The sequence below is a fragment of the Endozoicomonas sp. Z74 genome (assembly GCF_057680865.1).
The window spans coordinates 1-20,477 of the sequence record NZ_JBLYZI010000080.1 but is presented as its reverse complement, the minus strand read 5'-3'; the positions used below and the strand labels follow the sequence as shown (position 1 = coordinate 20,477).

The following is a 20,477-nucleotide window of genomic DNA, read 5'->3' as shown; positions in this document are numbered from 1 at the left end:
AAGGGGGGGCAGGTTTTCTGGTTGACCCTGGACGCAGAAGAAGAGGCTGGCGGTAAAGTACTCAGAACGGACATTGCTACAATCCCTGTCATGCTTTTTATAAAGACGCTTTTTTTATACTATCGGTTCAGCAGCCCTTCTTCTCAAGCGTTTTTTTTACGATCTTTCCTTCTGCGGATCCTTTCCGGTTACTGAATTACTTTAAACAGGTGTCTTATATCTTGGTGGCGGGCAAATCGCTTGGTGCCGTGCTGCTGGCTGTCAAAGGCAATGGAAAAACTGGTGTCGCTCACATTGATGACGTTCCCCGGGCCAAAAATAGCGTGTTCGATCCGGGCTTTCAGTTGCCACGGATCCTCCCCAGAGGATGAACTGGCCCGGGAACTTGTTTTCTGTCCTCTCTGGCGCTGTTCTTTCGTGATGGGCTGGGTCTCTTTGTGGGGAGCCTGCTCTATTCTGCCTGCCAGAGTTGGCCGGGCTGCTGTAACATAGTGTCGGGAAACCGGGGTCAGACCCGTGGCAGTGATCGCTTCAGCCAGGTCATCATCGGACTCTTCATGGAGCAGGTTGCCCAGCTCAAGAACATGGGGAAGGTTCATGTCCATCAGGAAAGGGCTGATGGTTTCCTGCCGGTTTTTCCCCCAATCCGGCTTTGACCGGTCAAGGCTTCCCGGGCAGGTAAACAGGTGAAGTTGTGATTGTGCCCGGGTCATCCCTACATAAAGCAGGCGACGCTCTGCTTCCAGAGAGCGGCTGGAAGTGCTGGGCTGTGATGGCATGGCGAGATCATCGTCACGCAGGAAGGGCCAGTACTGGCGGGTCAGCCCTGGCAGCAGAACAACAGGCCACTCCAGTCCTTTGGCGCGGTGGCAGGAGGACAGGGTAACGGCGTTACTGGAACTGTGGTGTTTATGCTGCTGTTTTTGCATCAGCTCTTCTATATGTTCACAGCAGGTGTGGGCATCTTCTCCCAGGGGTTTGATAAACCGTTGAAACCCTTTGATGGCCAGGATCTGCTCCTCTGTTCGTTGTTCATTCAGACTCATTGAGCGCAGGTTGTCGTAGAGTTCGGACTGCTGGATATAGGTGGCCAGGATTTTATGGGCGCTTTCCTGCTGGCCGGCGTGTTCCAGGTATCGGAACACTCGGGCTCTGTCCTGCAACCGGCGCCGTTGAAAATCGGTGATGCCTTTCAGTCTGGAGACCTGACGTTCCATGGCTTTGCCGTAACCCCGGTCCAGAGGTTGCAATGCACTGATCAGTCCCTGAAGGGCGTGCTGCTTAAGGCCAATATGGGGCAGGGTCAGCATTCGGATCAGCTTGTGTCCCCGGACATCGGGTTCACAGTGGGAAAACCATCCTGCGGCCATCTGCAGGGCAAATACCAGGGTTTCCAGTTCCGGGCGCTGGAACAGCGAAGGCCCCTCGCAGCTATAGTTGATCCCGTTTTCCAGAAGGCTTAATTCAATATTGACCGACTGGGCCCAGACCCTGACCAGAATCGCGATGTTCCCCGGTGGTGTTCCTGATGACAGGCAATTCTGGAGCTCCCTGACCACGGCCTTGCTGTCATCGGACTCCTGGGAAAGCCGGATGATGGATGGGCGGTTATCCTCATGGGCAATACAAAGGACCTTTTTGCGGGCCCTGTTCCGGCTGATCAGGTGGCTGGCGGCCAGGGCAATGCTGTGGCCATAACGAAAGGTGTGGGGCAGGGTCAGTTCGTGAACCGTTTTCCTGCCAGCCCCCTCCATTCCAGCGCCCTTCACTTCAGAGCTATAGTCCTGCTGAAAATGGCGCAGAATATTATTGATGTTGGCACCGGCAAACTCATAGATGGTCTGGTCCGGGTCTCCAACCGCGATGACATTGGCCCGGTCTCCGGCAATCAGCCGGGTAAACCGGTGCTGAAGTGTCGAAGTGTCCTGGTATTCATCCACGATAATAAAGTCCATTTTATTTTCGACACGGGAAACCAGTTCAGGGTTTTTAGTCAGCAGGCTGACCGGGTCGTAGAGCATGTCTGTGAAGGTGATGGACTTCTGATGGTGACGCCATTGTTCAAACTGGTGAAACAGCTTGATCAGAAACCGGTGCTCACTGGCGTAACCCGCTGTTTCAAACCAGTCTTCCGGGGTTGTCAGGTTGGCTTTGACGTTATCAATAAAGCCGGTGGCAGCCTCAATATAGCGGGCGGCATCGGACCTCATTCTTTCCTGAATACTGGCAGGGGCCAGGGCCTGAATCAGGGCGCGTACCTGCAACTCAATGACTTTTTCCGACAGTGGTTGTTTATTATAGGGCTCACGTACCTGCCAGCCCTCCAGGGTTCTTAACAGGCGTAACCCGGTGGCGTGGTAGGTTCGTACTTCAGGTAACGGCTGGTGCCCGGTGTCGTTGTTTGCGTCGAGGGAAACGCTGGAGGTGGTGCAGATAGCCTTCAGTTTTTTCTGGAAATCCTGCTGGGCGGCCTTGTTAAACATCATGACCATCATTCGCCTTGAGGGGTGGCCTTTATTCAGCAGGTTGTTGATCAGATGAGCCAGAGTGGTGGTCTTCCCGGAGCCAGCAACGGCAATGCAAAGGGCGTGATCACGGTCATGGTTGGCAACAATCTGCTGGTGGGCGGTCAGTGGCATGGCAAGGGGCTGGAGTGATCTCAGAAAATGGGGGAGGGTAACAGACTTAGACCTGACTGGAAAACCGGAGCTTATTTGATTTTATCAGGGAGGAGTCAACTTTTTGACCTGCTATATTTTATCTGACTCAGGGATGGACAGGATTCGATAAAATGCAAAGCATTGCTGGATTTTCAGGAATACAGCCTACTCCAGAGGCTCAGTTTAAAGAATGGCTCAGGGAGAATGCCATTCAGAGTCGATCTGAAAAAAACTGGTCTGATGCTAAGAGTTCACAAGGGGCGCCCAACTCCGCCTCAAGAGAGATTTTTGAAGTTCCAAAACCAAAGTGTTATGTCAAGTTGTTGGATGAGGTCGCCACAAGAGAACATTTCTTCGAGGAGGAGCAGTGTTCTGTTCTTGATAGAGCGGTTGCTTTGTCTGGGGCTCCAAGAGCTCAGAGTTGCCTTGAGGAGAGGCTTCTGGAGTTTAAGGAAAAGGCCCTGAGGAACCAGAAGGAGTTGGAAAAAATACAGCAGTTAATCGAAGCGGTTTCTATTGACGATGTTGCGGCATACAAAAGCCTTTTTGCAGAAATCTTTGGTTACGAGCTGAATGGGAAAAAACAGATTCTGGATGAAGTTATAAACGTATTTCCGTTAATGGTTGGCTTTCTTTCTGATTTTCTGAATCTTGAGGGTTTGGGAGATGTGTTCTTTTCAGAGCCAGAGGGTGAAGAGGAGGCTGTTACTCGCTTACAGAAAATAACCAGGGTTTTTCAAGAGGCCCTTAATGCTGGGGTTGTCGAGTCAGAACATGCCTGCAGGAAAATTCAAGACTTAAGAGAAGTTGTGGATTTTCAATCTGAGAAAGAATCGGTGTATAGCCCTAATCAACAGTTTTTTAATATGATAGATCATTTGAAGTCGTTTTCTGATGCTTTCAACTGGGGGGTTAATGAAGAAAGTCTGAAGACGTTTCAAAAAGGCCTCTGCTATGGCCTGGCTTCACATTATTTAAAGGCCGTTCACTGTGACAGGGTCGCCGGTGGCGAGGAGTTGGCTAATTTTGTCAGGCGTTTGAGTGTATTGGGGCAACCCGCAAACAAGAGTGTGTTCTTTTTTGGAAAAGAGTTTTCCTCTCTCGTTGATGCCTACTCCCATGCAAATGACTTGTATAGAGAATACAGCAAGCAGTGCCAAAGCCTTAAGATCAAGCCTGATTTTCATGGCCAGTTCCGTAAACTTCATCCACAGGCTCATTTTTTGATGGAGATTCAGGCCTGGTTTCATTCACTGTTACTGGATCAAGACCCTTTTGGTATGTCAGTATTGCACTATTTTTTGGGTCAAGATCTCGGACAGACTGCTTTATGGTCAGCACCTGAACTGTTGAGTAATTGGAAGCCTGTTTTTAGCAGTGATCATGTGGCTAGTAATAAAAGTGTGAGTGGCTCAGTGCTTTTGCCATCCTCTGGTGAGGTAAGGGAAGGGAGTCGTCATCCAGCAGATAGCTCGGAAACATGGGGGGAAGATTTTAAGGGTTCTCCACTGGTATCAACCAGGCCATATATGCTTTATCTCTCCAGGGACGATATCCGGCATATCCTGTCTCAGCTACCCAGCGGGCATTACCTGGTAGGGAGCGCAGCACATGCCTTTGCTATCTCGTTAGATGGGCATTTTATACGGGTTTTTGATCAGAACTGCAGTGGTTATTTGATGCAGGCTGATATGCGCAGTGAAGATGGTTATGTTGAGACAGTATTTAACCATATATATGAGCAATCAAGAGCGGCCATTGTTGAAGAAATGCCCGTTGCATGGGAGCCGGTTGTTTTCTTCAATGGTTTTGAACCGTCTGATGCCGAAGGAGAGAATAAAGTTGAGGAGCAAGCACTGGTTCTTCAAAGCCTGAGGGAGCAATATAACCCGGTTCATAGAGTGAGTGACAACGATAGGTATTGGTTATCCAGGTTGTTTACTCAGGCATGTAAAGCGGGTGACGAATGGGTGGTCTGTCATATGATGGGATCTAGTCGGCATCATGATGCAATTTGCGACGCAATTTACGATAAAAATGGAAATGCACTGATAACAGCGATCACTAACGGTCATTTTGATTGTGCAAATCTTATAATGGAGTTTGTCAACAAGGAAGAAATGGAAAACAATATGGGTTCTCATTCGGAAGGGTTTGTCGAAATTGAAGAAAATGCACTGATTAGATCTCAGTTTTCACCCAACCAGTCGGCAGCAATAGATTTTACACAGCGTTGTTCGTCTGGTGCCAGACAATCAGCTTGTGAAAAAATAAAATTAATGGCATTGAATCATAGTAATGATATTGACCCGGGTTTGAAAGAGCATATTCAAAGGGTTATTGAACGCCTTGATCCCGCTGAAGATAAAAAAGAACCTGAAGAATAAACAATGAAATCCTTTTCAGTTTATTGGCTCGCAAGCTTGGCAGCTATTTGAGCTGCAAGTGCCACATTACTTTTCAATAGCTGAATATTGGTTTGCAGGGATTTTCCCCCAGTCAGATTGAATACCTGTTTCAGCAGGAAAGGGGTCAGGTCTTTGCCATGAATATGCTGTGCTCTGGCCTCAGCCTGTGCTTTTTCAATCATCGCTTCCAGAGGCTCCAGTGAAAGAGCGAAATCTTCAGGTACTGGATTGGTGATCAGCAGGCCACCTTCAACGTTCAGTTGCTGCTGGGTATGGATGATCCGGGCAATGTCTTCGCTGCTGTCACAGCGGTGGTCTACTTTCAGGCCACTGCTCCGGCAATAAAAGGCGGGAAGGTAATCAGTACGGTATCCCAGTATGGGAACCCCCATGGTCTCGAGGTACTCCCGGGTCAGGGGGAGGTCCAGGATGATTTTAGGTCCCGCACACACCACGGCAACCCGGGTTTTTGCCAGCTCCTGAAGGTCTGCGGAGATATCAAAGGTTTCCTGGGCCCCCCGGTGAACACCGCCGATACCGCCGGTAGCATACACCGATATTCCTACCCTGGCGGCGACCATCATGGCACTGGCTGAGGTGGAGCAGCCATTTTTACCGGTGGCGACCAGGCAGGAGAGGTCGCGCCGACTGGCTTTAATAGTGTCCTGTCCTGGCTGGCAGACCCATTCTTTTTCCTGTCTGGACAGGCCCACCTTTATTCTGCCTCTGAGAATTGCCACCGGAGCTGCCTGAGCGCCCTGATCTTGAATGGTTTGTTGCAGCAGGTTGAAAATCTCAAGGTTGTCTGGCCATGGGAAACCGTGGCTGAACATACCGGTCTCAAGAGCCACAACAGGCTGGTTGTTCTCAAGTGCGAGGGCCACCTCAGGGTGGATATCCATACATTCGTGCATCCGGAAGAACCATTGATTGAATAAACAGACTTTCAAAGATAGTTCTTTCTGTGAAAGTCTGCCGTTTTTAAGCTGACGCCCGTTGTGTCAATGGGTGGGCTATACCCGAATAACCTTTACGGCTGTACCATCAAACAGACCTCTGAAAACGTTTTGCCAGGTCTGGTAGAGTTATTTCGGTCTTTGGCGGATGGAAATCGGCCCTTACTCTTCAGGTTTAAAGCACTGTTAATGATGATCAATTCGTTCTGCAATAATACTTCCCAGTGGAACGGGAGTTGCGTTTTTTCTGTTTTTTCTGGCGTTAACCGCCCAATCCATCAGTTTTGCCTTGTTTTTCTGGAAAACGAGCAGATGTGTTGATCCGCCAAATTCGAAGTGGCCAATATCTGTGCCTCGCTTAATTCTGAGGGGGTCATCTCCTTCATTAACAACCATTGCAGGCTCGATGTAGCAGGTTGACACCTCAACCATTCCAATATTAATCAGTGCTACATAGCCAAAAGATGGGTGTTTAAAAATGAAAATAGCTCTGGTGGCAACATGGCCAAGATAAGGTTGAGATTCAGTTCCAGCCCATGTTCCGATCCCTTCTTTTTGTCCAGGTCGCTGTGCAAAGTAAGTTCCTGGTTGTACCCAGGATCTCACCAGCACTCCATCAAGTGGAGCGTTCCATCGATGATAGTGAGTTGCTGAAAGGAATCCCTGGTAGAGTTGGCCACCCTCAAACAGTTTTGCCCAGTGCTCTTGTCCTCCGAAAAGGTCCAGTAGAGAGTAACTGCTATCTTTAATCCAGAATCGGTTTTCAAACTTCAAGTTATTCTGGTATTCCCATGGCGTGGTCTCACAACCTATGTTGATATGTCGGTCAGAACTGCCATGAAATGGGCGGGCTCCAGGAATAAACTTGCGAATAAAAAATGAGTTCCATGAATCGTACCCGTACCCAGGTTTATCTGGGCTGTATTCCATCTGGTTCCAGACGCCTGCCTTCCAGGCTTCTTTGGAAATCCAGGATCCTTTTTTTTCCGGGTTGTTGATATCAAGCTTGTCCAGCGATGACCGGGATTTAAGGTGATGGTTCCAGGCATCTAAAATTTTCTTCAGTTGCTGGTTAAAGGTTGCATCATGGAATAAAGCAACTCCCGATGGGGTTGCCATTCCTATTGCCAAAAATGCATTAAGAGGAGTACCAACCATTGTTGTATCATTAAATGAAGGGCTGGTTGTGATAATCTCATTCAATATTTCAAAAAAACTGTCATAGCCATTTATCCATAAAGTGTCTCCGTCGTCGTCGATAATCTCTTTTTTAGTTGAATCATCTAATCGGCGAACATAATTGTTTGCTTCGTCTATCATTGAGGTCAGCCACATGCGGTAGACACTGTTTTGGGTGACCCACTGTTTAAAATCTGTTACCTCTTTAATCATCGGGGTTAGGGTATTCTTCTTTTTTTTGTTTGCAATGGAATTGCGCAGGGGCGTTAAATACTTTGCGGTTGCCCACTCTTTTTCTGATACCCAAAAGCCAGTTTGAATAGGGTCCTTTTCATAGGGTAAAGACTGTTCAGTTATCTTGCTTTCATCACTGCTGGATGCTTGACGCGAGTTTTCTGAGGTTATATGAGAGCATCCATTTATAAACAACGTTGCAATAAGCAGAAAAACTTGCGCGATATGCAATGCGACAGGTGTCATTTTGGTGTTCCCCGGCAAGCATTGAACCTGAAAGTAAAAGGCAGAGTTTAACTTCACAGCCTAGAAGAAAATGGAGTAAAGGGAAATGAATCGTATCTATATTTGGCTACAGCCTCGATCAAACGCAGCAGAGGCTTTGCAGGGCCGGTGCTGCGTGAATGTTTGTAACCGAATCACCCTTGTTATCCATTTCAGGCAGTTCAAGGGAACTGCAGCTAAGACAATATTTGAACAAGAGGCCTGAAAAGCGGGTTTACGTCTCCTTCAGGCTCAAGTGTGGGGTGAAAAATACACTGACCGAAAGCCTGGTGCGGTAAATCCGCTGGTTTTCTCCAGTGGATCGCGGAATAATTCCATCTTACGCTGACTTTTAAGTTGACAATGGATTAAGACCTTACATGGCCTCGCTCTATTTTTATTATTCCTCCATGGACTCAGGGAAGAGCACCTATCTCCTGCAGTCTGCCCATAACTATCAATCCGCTGGAAAAAGGGTGTTGCTGCTGGCTCCTGTGGTGGATGATCGCTTTGGTAAAGGCAAAATTACGTCCAGGATAGGGCTCCAGAGTGATGCGGCGGCCATTGCGACGACCGATGACTTGATGACGCAGGTTTCCAGGGAGCATAAGGAGGAGCGTATTTCCTGTGTGATGGTGGATGAGGCACAATTTTTGACCCGGGAGCAGGCCTGGCAGCTCTCCGATGTGGTGGACACGCTGGGGATTCCCGTCCTGTGTTTTGGTCTGAGAACCGACGCATTTGGTAAGGTGTTTGCGGGCAGTGAAGTGCTGTTGAGTATTGCCGATGAGCTGTCTGAACTCAAAAGCATCTGCAAACGCTGTGAAAAAAAAGCCAATATGCAACTGCGCCTGGATGGTAATGGTCAGCCGGTCAAGAGTGGCAGCCAGGTTCAGATTGGCGGGAATGACAGTTATCTGTCCGTCTGCCGGAAGCACTATAAAGCCCTGATGAAAGAGGCTGACGTCAGCCCGGTTACCTCTTGATAGCCCCCTCCTCGAGCGATTTGGCCAGCATCGGGTTCATGCTGGCTCAAAATCCATTGTGCAAGAAAACGACATGCGACAAATATAACTCAGAAAACACCTGAATTTGCCTGCCATTCTCGATATAATGAAATCGTCTTAAGTTATTCAGAAAGATAATAAACCAGCGACGTCCGGCTGCAGGTAGTCGGTGCTGACAGGTAGTGATGGAACTCTCTCTTTTCGAATTTATGGCGGCCATGGGTGTGGTCAGTCTGGGGGCTGTGGTCCAGGGGACCATTGGTTTTGGCATGGCAGTGGTGTCGGCCCCCCTTCTTTATATGATCAACCCATTATTGCTGCCAGGGCCACTGATTGTGGCCTCCATGGTACTGGGTGTGCTGTCCGCAAAGCGCTATGCCCGCCATATTGACTATACCTCTCTGGGTTATGCTGTTGTGGGTCGGATACCCGGCTCCCTGTTGGGCGCTTTTATATTGACGGTGGCCAGCACTCGTGGGCTGAGCCTGGCACTGGGCAGCTCGGTTCTGCTTGCGGTTGCAGGCAGTCTGACGCCTTATAAAATCAAGGCAACGCCAGGTACTCTGATGGGGGCTGGTCTCTGTTCCGGCGTGATGGGAACGGCGGTGTCCATTGGCGGCCCTCCCATGGCATTGTTGATGCAGAATGAAAGTGGTGACAGGATCCGGGGTAACCTTGCTGCTTTTTTTATTGTGGGCAGCTGCGTATCCCTGGTGGTGTTGAGCTTAAATGGGTTGTTTGATATCCCCCGACTTTTGTCTGGTCTGGCTTTGTTTCCTGCTGTGCTCTGTGGTTACTGGGTTGCTGGCAGAATCGTCAGCAGGGTTGATCGGGAAACCATTCGCCGGGCCCTCCTGGTACTGTGCAGTCTGTCCGGTCTGACGGCCATTCTTTCTGCGTGGCATGGTTGACAGGGGAGCTGAATTCAGATAGTTTTTTTACATGCGCTGATTTGACCTTGGCTTGCGGGCGCACTATAAATTCCGCTAAAAGAAGGGTTTTCAAGATACGATTTCCAGAAAACCACTCTGTTAGCGCAGGGTGGTTTTTTTATGTCCATGGATGGATGGTATCCTTACCATTATCGACACCACCCTCGCCAAACCTGTCGTCCAGATCGAAAGCGGATTGCGGCAAGCCAGTGACATCAAACATCAGTCTCTTTTTGAATAAATCACAATGATGGTTGACGGTTAACTTTATGAATGCCCATTCATTGGGGCAGCAGGCAGAAACAGCAATGATAGAACTGAAAAACCTGAGCAAGGTGTTTGTTGCCGGGGAATCCAGAGTAAAAGCAGTGGATGAGGTCAGCCTGAGGGTTCCTGAAGGAACGATCTATGGGGTGATCGGATCCAGTGGGGCTGGAAAAAGCACTCTGATTCGTTGCGTCAATCTTCTGGAAAAACCAACATCCGGGCAGGTAATTGTGGATGGCAGGGATTTAACCACTCTGACCGAGAAGCAGCTGCGTCAGGCCCGGCATAATATCGGAATGATTTTCCAGCACTTTAACCTGCTCTCAAGTCGGACGGTTTATGACAATATTGCCCTGCCTCTTGAGCTGGCGGGGGTGAACCGTCAGCAAATTGAGGCAGCGGTGGTGCCCCTGCTGGAACTGACCGGGCTGCTGGAAAAAAGAGACAGTTACCCTTCACAGCTGTCCGGGGGGCAGAAGCAGCGGGTTGCCATTGCCAGAGCCCTGGCCAGCAAGCCAAAAGTGCTGCTGTGTGATGAGGCCACTTCTGCCCTGGACCCACAGACCACCCGGTCCATTCTGGCGCTTTTGAAGGACATCAACAAAAAGCTGAAGATCACCATTTTGATCATTACCCATGAAATGGATGTGGTGAAAACCATCTGTGACCGGGTGGCCATCATGAGTTTTGGGCAGTTAATTGAAGAAAACGATGTGGAGCAGTTCTTTCTTAATCCCCAGACCGAGCTTGCCAGGGAGTTTGTGCGCAGTGCTATTCATGAAAAGCCGGTGAGTGAAATTGAAGCGCGTTTTCATTCGGAACCCACTGAGGGTTCACGGCCGGTTATCCGAATCACGTTTGTCGGGCAGAACGTTGTGCAGCCCCTGATTACCCGGGCGGCTCGCCAGTTCAACACCGATTTCAGCATCCTTCAGGCGGATATTGAGACCGTCAATGAAAAAGTCATGGGCTTTCTGATGGTGGAAATGCTGGGGGAGCCTGAGAGTATTGACCAGTCTCTGGCTTTTCTGAAAGACAATGTACAGGTAGAGGTGCTGGGTTATGTCAACTGATGCGTGGTCCCTGTTGTTTAAAGCCCTTTGGGAAACCCTCTATATGGTGGCGGTTTCCGGTGGTGTCAGCTTTCTGGTGGGTATTCCCCTTGGTGTTCTGCTCTATGTGACCCGGGGTGGGCGAATTCTTGAGAACGCCCTGGCCAACTGGGTGCTGGGCAGTCTGGTGAATGCCGGCCGATCCATCCCGTTTATTATTCTGATGGTGGCCATTATTCCCCTGACCCGGTTGATTACCGGAACCTCCATTGGCACGACGGCTGCCATTGTTCCTTTGACCATTGCCGCCATTCCGTTTGTAGCCCGTATTGCAGAGGGGGCGTTGAACGAGGTTCCCTCCGGACTGGTGGAGGCTGCTCAGGCCATGGGGGCCAGCCCGTTACAGATTATCAGCCGGGTGCTTCTGCCCGAGGCCAGGCCTGGACTGATTAACGGCATGACCATTACCCTGGTTACCCTGGTCAGCTACTCCGCCATGGCGGGTGCCATTGGTGGGGGAGGGCTCGGGGATCTGGGTATCCGTTACGGTTATCAACGTTTTGATGGTGTGATTATGCTGGCCACCGTGGTGGTTCTGATTGCACTGGTTCAGTTGCTGCAGTCTGTGGGAGACCGGCTGCAGCACCATTATGATCGTGGCCATTAAGCAATGTTTTGATGGTTAATGGTTCTTTTTCCTGAAAAGTCTTTGGAGTTAATAATGACGTTTAATATTCTCAAGACCGTCAAGGCGGTGGCAGGCTCAGCCCTGCTGGCATCAGCAGTTCTGTTGACTGGCTGTGGACAAGCCGATTCTACCAGTGGCCCTTTGAAAGTAGGGGTAATGGCTGGGCCTGAAGCGGATGTTATGAAAGTTGCTGCGCAGCTGGCTAAAAAGAATCATGATGTGGACGTCAAGCTGGTGGAATTTTCTGACTATGTGTCGCCCAATGTTGCCCTGGCGGATGGCAGTATTGATGCCAATGCTTTCCAGCACCGCCCTTATCTGGACAGCATGGTACGTGATCGTGGCTTTAAGCTCGTGGCCGTTGGCAACACCTTTGTCTATCCCATTGCCGCCTACTCAAAAAAACTGAAGGCCATCAGTGAATTGAAAGACGGTGCTAAAATAGCCATTCCCAATGATCCCAGTAATGAAGGTCGAACATTGATTTTGCTGGACCAGAGGGGCTTTATCAAATTGAAAGATATCAATAATCTGGAAGCTACGGTGGCTGATATTGCAGAAAACCCCCGCGGGTTCAAGTTTATTGAACTGGATGCCGCGCAATTGCCCCGCTCTCTGGATGATGTGGATATGGCTTTTATCAATAACACTTATGCGGTTCCTGCCGGTTATATCCCTACCCGTGATGCGCTCCTGGTGGAAGACAAGGACTCACCCTATGTGAATATTATTGTGACACGAGAAGATAACAGGGAAGATCCCCGGGTTCTGGCGCTGGTGAAGTCTTATCAGACCAGTGAGGTTGAGGCTAAGGCTGTAGAGCTGTTTAAAGGCAGCTCTGTGGCGGGCTGGAAATAATAGTCATTCTGTTTATTCAAACTGCAGGCTAATTGCCTGCAGTTTGAACGACGGATTTTTGCTCCGGTTTTTTTAATTTCTGCTACTCTCATGGTTGATTGTTTTTTCTGTTGAAAGTAAGCGCCTTTTGTTTCTGAATTCATTGATTGTTTTTGTGAAGGATTCGCTCATATGCGCAGGGGCTGTTTTCTGTCCGTTGGGTAGTGAGGAGTTCGAACGTGTTATTTCATAACAGGATTTATTTCAAAACACTTATTTCAGTTCTTATTATAAAAATAAGTGCTCTGGTTTCCTGTTCTGTAGTGGCGAGTCCTTTTACCACCGTAATGCCTTCTCAAAGTGATTCACTGGAACCACCGGATGGTGACTTGTTATGGGTTGACGACCATTACATCAAAACCGGCGATTTGGGTAATAGAAAACACAAAGTGCTCGATGATGGCTTCTGGTCGATTATAGAAGATAGCCCGGTCATCGATCCAGTCAGTCATATTGTTGTTGACCGTCATGGACGAATCATTTTCAGTCAGTCCACTGGCATCAAGGCGCTTCAGCCGGATAGGGTGAAAGGGTTTAGAGTATTCAAACGTCATCTTTCGATTGAAGACCGTTATATGTCCAGAGAGACCAGCTTTATCGGAGCGATGGGGCATGATCTCTATCTGAACCAGAATGATCGTCTGTTCCGGTCCAACCGGCATGGTCATTTTCACAAGGTTTATGGTAACGATATTCCTGATAATGAAGCTATGGAACCGGGGACAGGGGTACGGGATCCCTTTGTAATAAACCGGGATGCCAATGTTGTGATTGCTGTCATTGACGGTCAGTTAAAAGCGATTCCACAGGGGCATAGAGCCACTCATTTTTCTCAACCTCTTCATTCGTCGGAATACACAAATCATGATTATTCTTATCCAGCCACCAGTTTGGTTGGCTATGGAGAGGCTCTTTATACAGTCTCATCGGTATGGCTGGGGCAGCAATCAAAACTGTTGATTTCCAGGGTCGATATTCGTTATCCAGAGATCGTTTCTCAGGAAGGTTCCCCTGGGAGAGTGCTATGGACCCGGGATTATGAAACCTTTGGTGAACAACTGAGCTGTAACCCGGAAGTAGCCGTATCCGGCATGGGGGTTTATGTGGTTTGTGGTAATCACATTTATGTGTTGTCACACGAAGGTAAACCGCTGATACGTGATTACATCACGGAAGAACCGGGTGGAGAAGAGAATCAGCTGAAGGGCCTTTCAGTGGACAGTCGTGGCCACTTTTATATCCAGGGAACCAAGGGGCTTTATGTTTATCGGAGTTCTGATGATGGCCTTTATAGCCGTCAGGTTTACCCCTATGGAGAGGAAGAGGCACCGGCTGAAGGGATGTTGATCTTGCAGGGCGGAAAGCTGCTGACGGCCTCGGTGCGTCATCCAGAGTTGCCTATTCAGCAATATGGGGCTGGCAACAAGCCGCGGCTGGTCATAAGGATTTTCCGGAGGCCAGATCAGGAAGCGGAGCTTGTGCTATTGCAGAAAGAAACCATTCCCCTGGTCGATCATGTCCGTGAGCTTCGTCACTACACGAGAGATTCCCCTGATGCATGGTACAAGTGGCAGGTTAAAGGGGTGAATATTTCGGAAGATGGACATGTTTATGTGCCCATTAATGCCATCACACGGCTGGATAAGAGCAGTTATACTTCTGGACCGACTATGATTATCTGTCGAAAATACGACCATGGGGTTCGCCTCGACAGTGCTGCGCCCTGGCCAAAGCTTTACCATGATCGCAGTAACAGCAATTACCTTCCTTCGGCCCGTTGAGGATTAAGTACGCTGGATGATGTTGTATGGTCAGGGAAGTCTGATCTTAAATAAGGCTCCCCCGAGTTCTGATTGACCGATGGAGAGAGTACCCTGGTAACCCTCTACCAGATCAAGAACCACGGCAAGACCAATGCCCTGACCAGGGCTCTGGCAGTCCACCCGGACTCCTCGTTGTAACACTTTTTCATGATTGGCTTCGGGAATACCCGGCCCATCATCTTCGATCACCAGTGTCAGCGGGGTGATGGCATGTTCATCCCCAGTTACAAAACCCGTGATACGAATACTTTCCCGACAGAATTTGTAGGCATTTTCCAAGAGGTTGCCCAGGATCTCAAGCAGGTCACCCTCATCTCCGTGGAACAGGCAAGCCGCATCCAGGTTTACCTGAATGCGGGCTTTTTTCTCCAGGTATACCTTGTCCAGGGACTGACACAGATCCTGAACGACGGGGGTCACCTGTACCGCAGCGCGCTTCAGGCCAAAGTGCCGGGTAATTGAACGGTGCAGATGGTAGCCGATAATCTGATTCATTCGGTTTACCTGGTTATTCAGGTTGTCACGGAGTTCCTTAACCATCTTCTGGTCGGGTTTATCCCCTTGGAGTTTCAGGGTATTACTGACGCTTTGTAAAACCATCAGTGGCGTTTTCAGACTGTGGGTGAGGTCATCCATGGTGTTTCGATAGCGGTCTCTCTGTTTTTTTTCAGCGACCAGCAGCGTATTGATACTGTCTGTGAGCCTTCGGACTTCCGAGGGAAATTGACCTTCGAGCTGGTTTCTCTGCCCCAGCTCAATTTCATTTAACTGCAGAGCCACTTTCCGAAAGGGCTTCAGGGACCACCATAGAGCCAGCCAGAAAATAGCGATGATCATCAGGGAGGTGAGGCTCATCCACAGAAACAGTTTGTTTTTAAAGACACCGATAATGTCGTAGTACCGTTTTGCCGGGACAACGGTGACAAAGCTGTAGCCATGGTCACCGTTTCCGACAAGGGCGTCAATTTCGTAAACGAGGTAGGGTTTGTCCCCAAAGTCAACGAGTTTCAGGTCAACCCTTTTTTCCAGGTTGAAACTGGGGGTGTATTCGATGGGTCGACCTATGGCAGACAGGGACTTCCAGACGAGTTCACCGGCGGCGTTATAAATATACCCCCTGAGGTTGCCTTCACCCGGAGTGTTAAAGCGCACATCTGAAAGTCTTTCCGGCATGATAAGCTGGCCGTGCTCCTCTCTGGCCACTGCCGCCAGCATGGTATTGGCATTGGCTGCCAGTTGCTGTTTGGTTGCCCGCTCAAGGGTGTCGTTAAAGGAACCGAAGACGGCAATGACCACCAATCCGAAAAAAATCAGCAGTAAAGAAGCAACCGCCATGGTTACCCGGCTCTTCAGGGATCTGGCTATGGGCATTGTACTGTCGTTTATTGAATTCAGGTTAAGTGGGTGGCCGGTTGCGTTATCCAGTTAATGGCAGGGAAGGTCGAACCGGTAACCCTGGCCCCGCACCGTGATGATCGGGTTGATGCCGGAATGTTTCTCCAGCTTTTTGCGCAGGCGATTGATTAATACTTCAAGAACGTTACTGTCAGGTCCCTGGCTGTTGCCGTAGATCTGGTCCTCCAGAGAGGTACGTGAGAGGACTTTTTGATGGTTTCTCATCATGTATTCCATCAGGACGTATTCGTAAGCGGTCAGTACCACCGGGGAGTCATTGATCAGAAACTCTTTGGTCAGGGGGTTGATGCTGAAGGGCCCTGCTTTGATGACCGGCTGGGAAAAGCCAGCCGACCGACGGATCAGGGCATTCAGGCGGGCTTTCAACTCTTCAAGCTCAAAGGGCTTTACCAGGTAGTCATCGGCGCCGGCATTCAGGCTGCTGACCTTGTCCCGCCAGTTGCCACGGGCGGTCAGAATCAGTATGGGCATGCTCATTCCCTGGGCCCTTGCCTTTTTGATCAGTTCAAGACCACTGATGCCGGGAAGGCCGAGATCAATAATAGCGATGTCCGGAGTGTAGTCCTGAAGGTAGTGCCAGGCTTCCTCGCCATTACTGGCTCCGAGGGTTTTGTGTCCAGCGTCTTCCAGTTGGTATTGCAAATGGTGCAACAACAGGGCTTCATCTTCGACCACCAGTACATTCATTCTCTGGATCTCTTTTCAGTGTCTTTCACTTGAGGTGAAGGCTCCTGCCTAAGGAGCCTTTTCAGTAACCGCCAGGATTTAACGAAATGGAATGTGACTGCACTGATAATAAGTCGCCCTGGGTTTGTCACTGTAGTTCAGGTCAACAATGCCAAATAACATCTTTTTGGGAGGAATGTAGACATGAACGTAGTTGGCACCCTTGGCTTCGGCAATGGCAAGGGTCTTTTCCGAGTCTGCATAATAACCGAGCATCATACCTTCATCGGTATATCGTTGCAGCAGGCTTTGCTCCAAGACTTCATTATGAACCATTTTGCACTCGGAAACGGGTTCTGGCGCAAACTGGCCAATGGCAATCTCCCGCCCGCTTTCAGTGTGGCGGGTTTGGGTGGTCATCTTGGCACAGCCACCCAGAAGAGCGACAGCAGTCAATAAAATCAGGCTTTTTTTCATATTCATTTAACAATGTTTGCAGCAGGGAAAGGGTGATAGTCATCACTCAACTTCGGGATCGGGAACAAGTTGATACTGAGGGATATTGCACACAGCCGTTGTAACCGTCCGCCATTATCGGGCAGGCGTGTCGAATGATGGTTGGTCGGATTATGAACTCACTCCCCTTAATGGATCCTGAATAAAGAGTAGGCACCGATATTCTTGTGTCTGCACGGGAAGGGAGGGCTGATGTCTGATCAGCCCTCAACAAGGTGGGTAAAGGCAGCCAGGGCTTCCGGGTCACCGTGTTTAATTTTATTGGCGATCACATAATGGAAGAAGTAGTGAAAATCCTCGTGCTCCTGGGCTGGAAAGAGGCTTTCATCGCCGGTCAGAACCGGCGTATTCTGAACTTTTTTATCATCGGCGATCATGGCCAGGATACGGCCATCACTGTAGAGACGCCAGCTGGTGATATGGACCAGGACAATGGTTCTAAACTGGTCTTCTGTTAATACGGCATGGGTGCCAATGGTGTCTGGTATTTCCTGGAGGATCTGTTCGTTATCCTCAGGAGTATTTTTATAGTAGGTGACGGCTGTTTCCAGCTCTGTCACTTTGTATGTGGGGGCTTCAAAAAACGCACGGTCATGGACTTTGTCGTAATATCCCTCCCAGTGGCCGTTCAAGGGGTCGTTCAGCTGCCTGGAGGGGACCACCTTGTTCAGCCAGGGAATCATCGCATCAACCGTGCCATCTTTCATCAGTGCCCAGCAAAGGATTTTCATACTGAACAGCTTGCCGGGGTTGGCGTCATTGCTGTAGAGCATCTCCATGCCATCCAGTTCCGGCGCCAGCCGGATAATCTGGCTGCTGTTGGCTTCATCAACGGGCTTTCGGGTGAACATATCAATGACATTGGTGTTATCACCGGGAGTTGGGCTGTCCGCCCCCTTTTCCTTCTCATCGGGTGTTTCGGCCATGAATGCTTCCTGTGAAAGCCGTTATAAGTGGCTTGTGTTGAATAAGGTCTTTGCTCAGGTGATCTATCGGCAGCAGAAGAGCGTAAGTTAGTCGATAAGAAGTTTATGGCGTGGGGGTGGAGAAACTGGAGGTTAACCCAGGAACCATCTCTTCCATGGCATCAGCGGCATGTAAGGAAGTCAGGGATGAATCAGGGCCTGAAAGAGCAGGAAAAGCACAGATACCTTCAGGGCAAACCCATTGCCTGTCGTGAATGGAAAAAACGTTACCGCTTCTGGTTGCGGATAATGGGGGCGGTGCTATCAGTCATTACTGTATTGGGGCATGGCAACGACACTGCATTGCCTGAGGTGGTGGGAACTGCAAGGGGCGCCGATGGAACGCTTCGATATTCAGAATTTCACCGTTACGACAGAGGGAGTCACCGTGTTGAGTACCGGCTGCCCAATGGAGAGACACTGGCTCATAAGAACATTGAGTATCAATCCCAGCCGGGTCTGGTCAACTTCAGCCTGTTTTATCCCTCCCTGCCCCGGCGGGAGCAAATACAGATAATGAACGGTGAGGTGGTCATTAATATCTCCGGCTCCCGGGTAGAGCAAAGCCACCGGTTAATTCATCGTAGCAACGATATTATTGATGCCGGGTTCGATCCGTTTGTTCGCAGTCATTGGAATGCTCTCTCACAGGGGAAGAGAGTATCTGGTCGGTTTCTGCTGCTGGAAAGAGGTCAGTGGCTGAATATGTCCATTAAACGTATTGATAGCCTTCAGTGTACCGGGGCAGGAACAGAAAAAGTCGCGTTGTGTCTGAACATCCGGCCCTCATCATTACTGATTGCCCTGTTTGCTCCCAGGTTGATGATGGGGTATGACGAAGGACAACGCCTTGTCGTGTATGAAGGGCCTTCCAATCTTTTGATTGAGGCTTTGGGGGCAAAGCAGGTAACTATTGTTTATGAGCACCATTGAGCCGGTGTTTCACTGAAAGAGTGGCGGTTACAGGCATACAAATCTGTGATCTAGAAAATTGCCCTTTCTGTCTGACTGACTAATCTTTCTGATCGAGGATATCGATAATTTTGAGAGTTGTTATGTCAGGGGATCACTGTGTGTGAAGAGCTTTGTATTTGTGTCGTGCTTTTTATTGCAGGACACTCCGAAAAATGGTTTAAGCTCCCAGGTTTACCTGGTCATGAAGGCGTTGAGACAGTAATACATAGTACGGCTATTCGGGAGAATGCTTTGTTTCCTGGAACGCCATTCAGTAATGAGAAGGTATTTCTGCTCTCAAGGGAAGTATGTGACTCTGTTCAGGGTGAGGAAAGTGTTGAAACAACACAGCCCTGTTTTCTGGCAATGTGGGACGAGTCTGGTGCCAGGTCTCTTATTGAAGAGCAAGTAACCGTTGAAATTATGTATGGTGGTGCTGAAAAGCAACCAGCACGGAGAAAAAGAGGTATAAATGAAGGTCTGAATCAGAGGGAGCAGGGAATCTCTGAACAGTCGTCTTTTGGCTCACCAGCACGACGATTATCTGAAAAGGCATTGGGGCAAGAGGGTGACGGTGATGGTGAAGACGACAGTAGTAATCATACCAAGGATAGAAACTGCCCGGCATGTGGTCATAATGTATGCAGGCATATCTCTTTTCTTGACTTGAAGGCTTCAGATATGTCATTGGCCAAAAGTGTTATTGGCAGGCAGGCTATTGAACAGAAGCGTCGTCGGCTGGAAGAACAGAGAAAAAAAGCGGAGGAGGAAAAAAAGATAAAACAGCAGGAAGACGATGCTTATCAGAATTTGGCAACAATCCTTGGTCATTCCACTGGCGTGATTAAGCCGGTTGAAATCGTAGAGGGGGCGATTAGTCGAATAAAAGAGTTAAATGGAATACTCATTCAGCACGATGAAAATCAAGAGCTGAAGCGCTTATATCATGAACACAGTTCAGAAAATGAGGGAGGTGCGGCAGAAGATAGTAATGGGGAAGAGGCATCGGTAAATGACAGGTTGTCCTCGTATCGGTTCCGGATTCTCCTGACACGCGATCGTCACCGTCAAATGGATGATTCAAATACAGTTGGGGTTTCCCAGGAGAGCGTTGACAGCCAGGACATGAAGATTGAAGAAACGGCTTCAGCCAACATAACATTTGAATGTTCCACTGCTGAGTCAATGCATTTGGGGTCAGACTTGAGTGAAGGCTTTTTTGATTCAATCGCAGAAGATCCTGAAGAAATGGAAGAGTGGGCAGCGAATGAGCTGGCTATCGTGCCTTGTAAGCGTGAACGGAGAGCCGATAGTCAGGATTCAGGGCATGACTCTCCACCTCCAACCCCGGAATAGCTTCCTTGTATGGATCCACACCAGCGAGACAGGCGCTGTTCAAATTAAATGTTGCTAACATGGTCTATACTCCCTGAGCATGAGAATTGTCGTGTAAAGTGGAGTTCCAGCCATGAAACCTCAGCAATTCCAAGACATCCTGAAGTCCATACCCATGATGTCCCCAGAGCAGATCGGTGTCCTCCATAAAACTCTGCCGCCCTCACCCATTGCCGGTGATGCACAAGGTATTTCCGG

General features: G+C 49.2%; 16 protein-coding genes and 1 pseudogene. 9 read left to right on the top strand and 8 right to left on the bottom strand.

Going from position 1 to position 20,477, the window contains the following annotated elements:
- Positions 1-188: 188 nt before the first annotated feature.
- Positions 189-2,639 carry an ATP-dependent helicase gene (locus ACNRUY_RS19230; RefSeq protein ID WP_488113277.1) on the bottom strand — a complete coding sequence of 817 codons (2,451 nt, stop codon included), beginning with the start codon at positions 2,637-2,639 and terminating at the stop codon, positions 189-191.
- A gap of 152 nt (positions 2,640-2,791) precedes the next feature.
- Between ACNRUY_RS19230 and ACNRUY_RS19225 the strand changes: the two genes are divergently transcribed.
- Positions 2,792-5,047 (top strand): hypothetical protein, encoded by a 2,256-nt coding sequence (locus tag ACNRUY_RS19225; RefSeq protein WP_488113276.1) that lies wholly within the window; start codon positions 2,792-2,794, stop codon positions 5,045-5,047.
- Between the two features lie 20 nt (positions 5,048-5,067).
- Here ACNRUY_RS19225 and ACNRUY_RS19220 read toward each other — a convergent pair whose 3' ends face one another.
- The 3 genes and pseudogenes from ACNRUY_RS19220 to ACNRUY_RS19210 form a co-directional block, all read right to left on the bottom strand.
- Positions 5,068-5,970 carry a pseudouridine-5'-phosphate glycosidase gene (locus tag ACNRUY_RS19220; protein ID WP_488113275.1) on the bottom strand — a complete coding sequence of 301 codons (903 nt, stop codon included), beginning with the start codon at positions 5,968-5,970 and terminating at the stop codon, positions 5,068-5,070.
- A 240-nt stretch (positions 5,971-6,210) separates the two neighbouring features.
- Positions 6,211-7,683 carry a phophatidylserine decarboxylase associated domain-containing protein gene (locus tag ACNRUY_RS19215; RefSeq protein ID WP_488113274.1) on the bottom strand — a complete coding sequence of 491 codons (1,473 nt, stop codon included), beginning with the start codon at positions 7,681-7,683 and terminating at the stop codon, positions 6,211-6,213.
- A gap of 96 nt (positions 7,684-7,779) precedes the next feature.
- Positions 7,780-7,929: pseudogene (locus tag ACNRUY_RS19210) on the bottom strand (hypothetical protein); the annotation flags it as partial.
- Positions 7,930-8,081: 152 nt separating this feature from the next.
- On the opposite strand from ACNRUY_RS19210, the gene ACNRUY_RS19205 reads away from it, so the two are divergent.
- The 6 genes from ACNRUY_RS19205 (at position 8,082) to ACNRUY_RS19180 (ending at position 14,325) form a co-directional block, all read left to right on the top strand.
- Positions 8,082-8,687 carry a thymidine kinase gene (locus ACNRUY_RS19205; RefSeq protein ID WP_488113273.1) on the top strand — a complete coding sequence of 202 codons (606 nt, stop codon included), beginning with the start codon at positions 8,082-8,084 and terminating at the stop codon, positions 8,685-8,687.
- Positions 8,688-8,893: 206 nt separating this feature from the next.
- Positions 8,894-9,619, top strand: coding sequence for a sulfite exporter TauE/SafE family protein (locus ACNRUY_RS19200; RefSeq protein WP_488113272.1), 726 nt, complete (start codon positions 8,894-8,896; stop codon positions 9,617-9,619).
- Positions 9,620-9,948: 329 nt separating this feature from the next.
- The gene (locus tag ACNRUY_RS19195; protein ID WP_488113271.1) at positions 9,949-10,980 is read left to right on the top strand and encodes a methionine ABC transporter ATP-binding protein; all 1,032 of its coding nucleotides are present in this window, start codon (positions 9,949-9,951) and stop codon (positions 10,978-10,980) included.
- A complete protein-coding gene (locus tag ACNRUY_RS19190; protein ID WP_488113270.1) occupies positions 10,970-11,626 on the top strand; it encodes a methionine ABC transporter permease in 657 nt (218 codons plus the stop codon). Before ACNRUY_RS19195 ends, ACNRUY_RS19190 begins: the two co-directional genes overlap by 11 nt.
- A 54-nt stretch (positions 11,627-11,680) precedes the next feature.
- Positions 11,681-12,505 carry a MetQ/NlpA family ABC transporter substrate-binding protein gene (locus ACNRUY_RS19185; protein WP_488113269.1) on the top strand — a complete coding sequence of 275 codons (825 nt, stop codon included), beginning with the start codon at positions 11,681-11,683 and terminating at the stop codon, positions 12,503-12,505.
- 302 nt (positions 12,506-12,807) lie between these two features.
- Entirely contained in the window at positions 12,808-14,325 is a 1,518-nt protein-coding gene (locus ACNRUY_RS19180; protein ID WP_488113268.1) for a hypothetical protein, read from the top strand.
- A 30-nt stretch (positions 14,326-14,355) separates the two neighbouring features.
- Here ACNRUY_RS19180 and ACNRUY_RS19175 read toward each other — a convergent pair whose 3' ends face one another.
- From ACNRUY_RS19175 to ACNRUY_RS19160, 4 genes are all read right to left on the bottom strand, one after another.
- Positions 14,356-15,738 (bottom strand): ATP-binding protein, encoded by a 1,383-nt coding sequence (locus tag ACNRUY_RS19175; RefSeq protein ID WP_488113267.1) that lies wholly within the window; start codon positions 15,736-15,738, stop codon positions 14,356-14,358.
- Positions 15,739-15,792: 54 nt separating this feature from the next.
- Positions 15,793-16,470, bottom strand: a complete 678-nt coding sequence (locus tag ACNRUY_RS19170; protein ID WP_488113266.1) for a response regulator — start codon at positions 16,468-16,470, stop codon at positions 15,793-15,795.
- 78 nt (positions 16,471-16,548) lie between these two features.
- Positions 16,549-16,932 carry a hypothetical protein gene (locus ACNRUY_RS19165; protein WP_488113265.1) on the bottom strand — a complete coding sequence of 128 codons (384 nt, stop codon included), beginning with the start codon at positions 16,930-16,932 and terminating at the stop codon, positions 16,549-16,551.
- Between the two features lie 233 nt (positions 16,933-17,165).
- The gene (locus ACNRUY_RS19160; RefSeq protein WP_488113264.1) at positions 17,166-17,891 is read right to left on the bottom strand and encodes a hypothetical protein; all 726 of its coding nucleotides are present in this window, start codon (positions 17,889-17,891) and stop codon (positions 17,166-17,168) included.
- A 186-nt stretch (positions 17,892-18,077) separates the two neighbouring features.
- Here ACNRUY_RS19160 and ACNRUY_RS19155 point away from each other — a divergent pair, with 186 nt between their 5' ends.
- Complete coding sequence (locus tag ACNRUY_RS19155) at positions 18,078-18,863, top strand: hypothetical protein (RefSeq protein ID WP_488113263.1); 786 nt, start codon at positions 18,078-18,080, stop codon at positions 18,861-18,863.
- A 138-nt stretch (positions 18,864-19,001) separates the two neighbouring features.
- Positions 19,002-20,240 carry a hypothetical protein gene (locus ACNRUY_RS19150; RefSeq protein ID WP_488113262.1) on the top strand — a complete coding sequence of 413 codons (1,239 nt, stop codon included), beginning with the start codon at positions 19,002-19,004 and terminating at the stop codon, positions 20,238-20,240.
- Positions 20,241-20,477 lie beyond the last annotated feature (237 nt).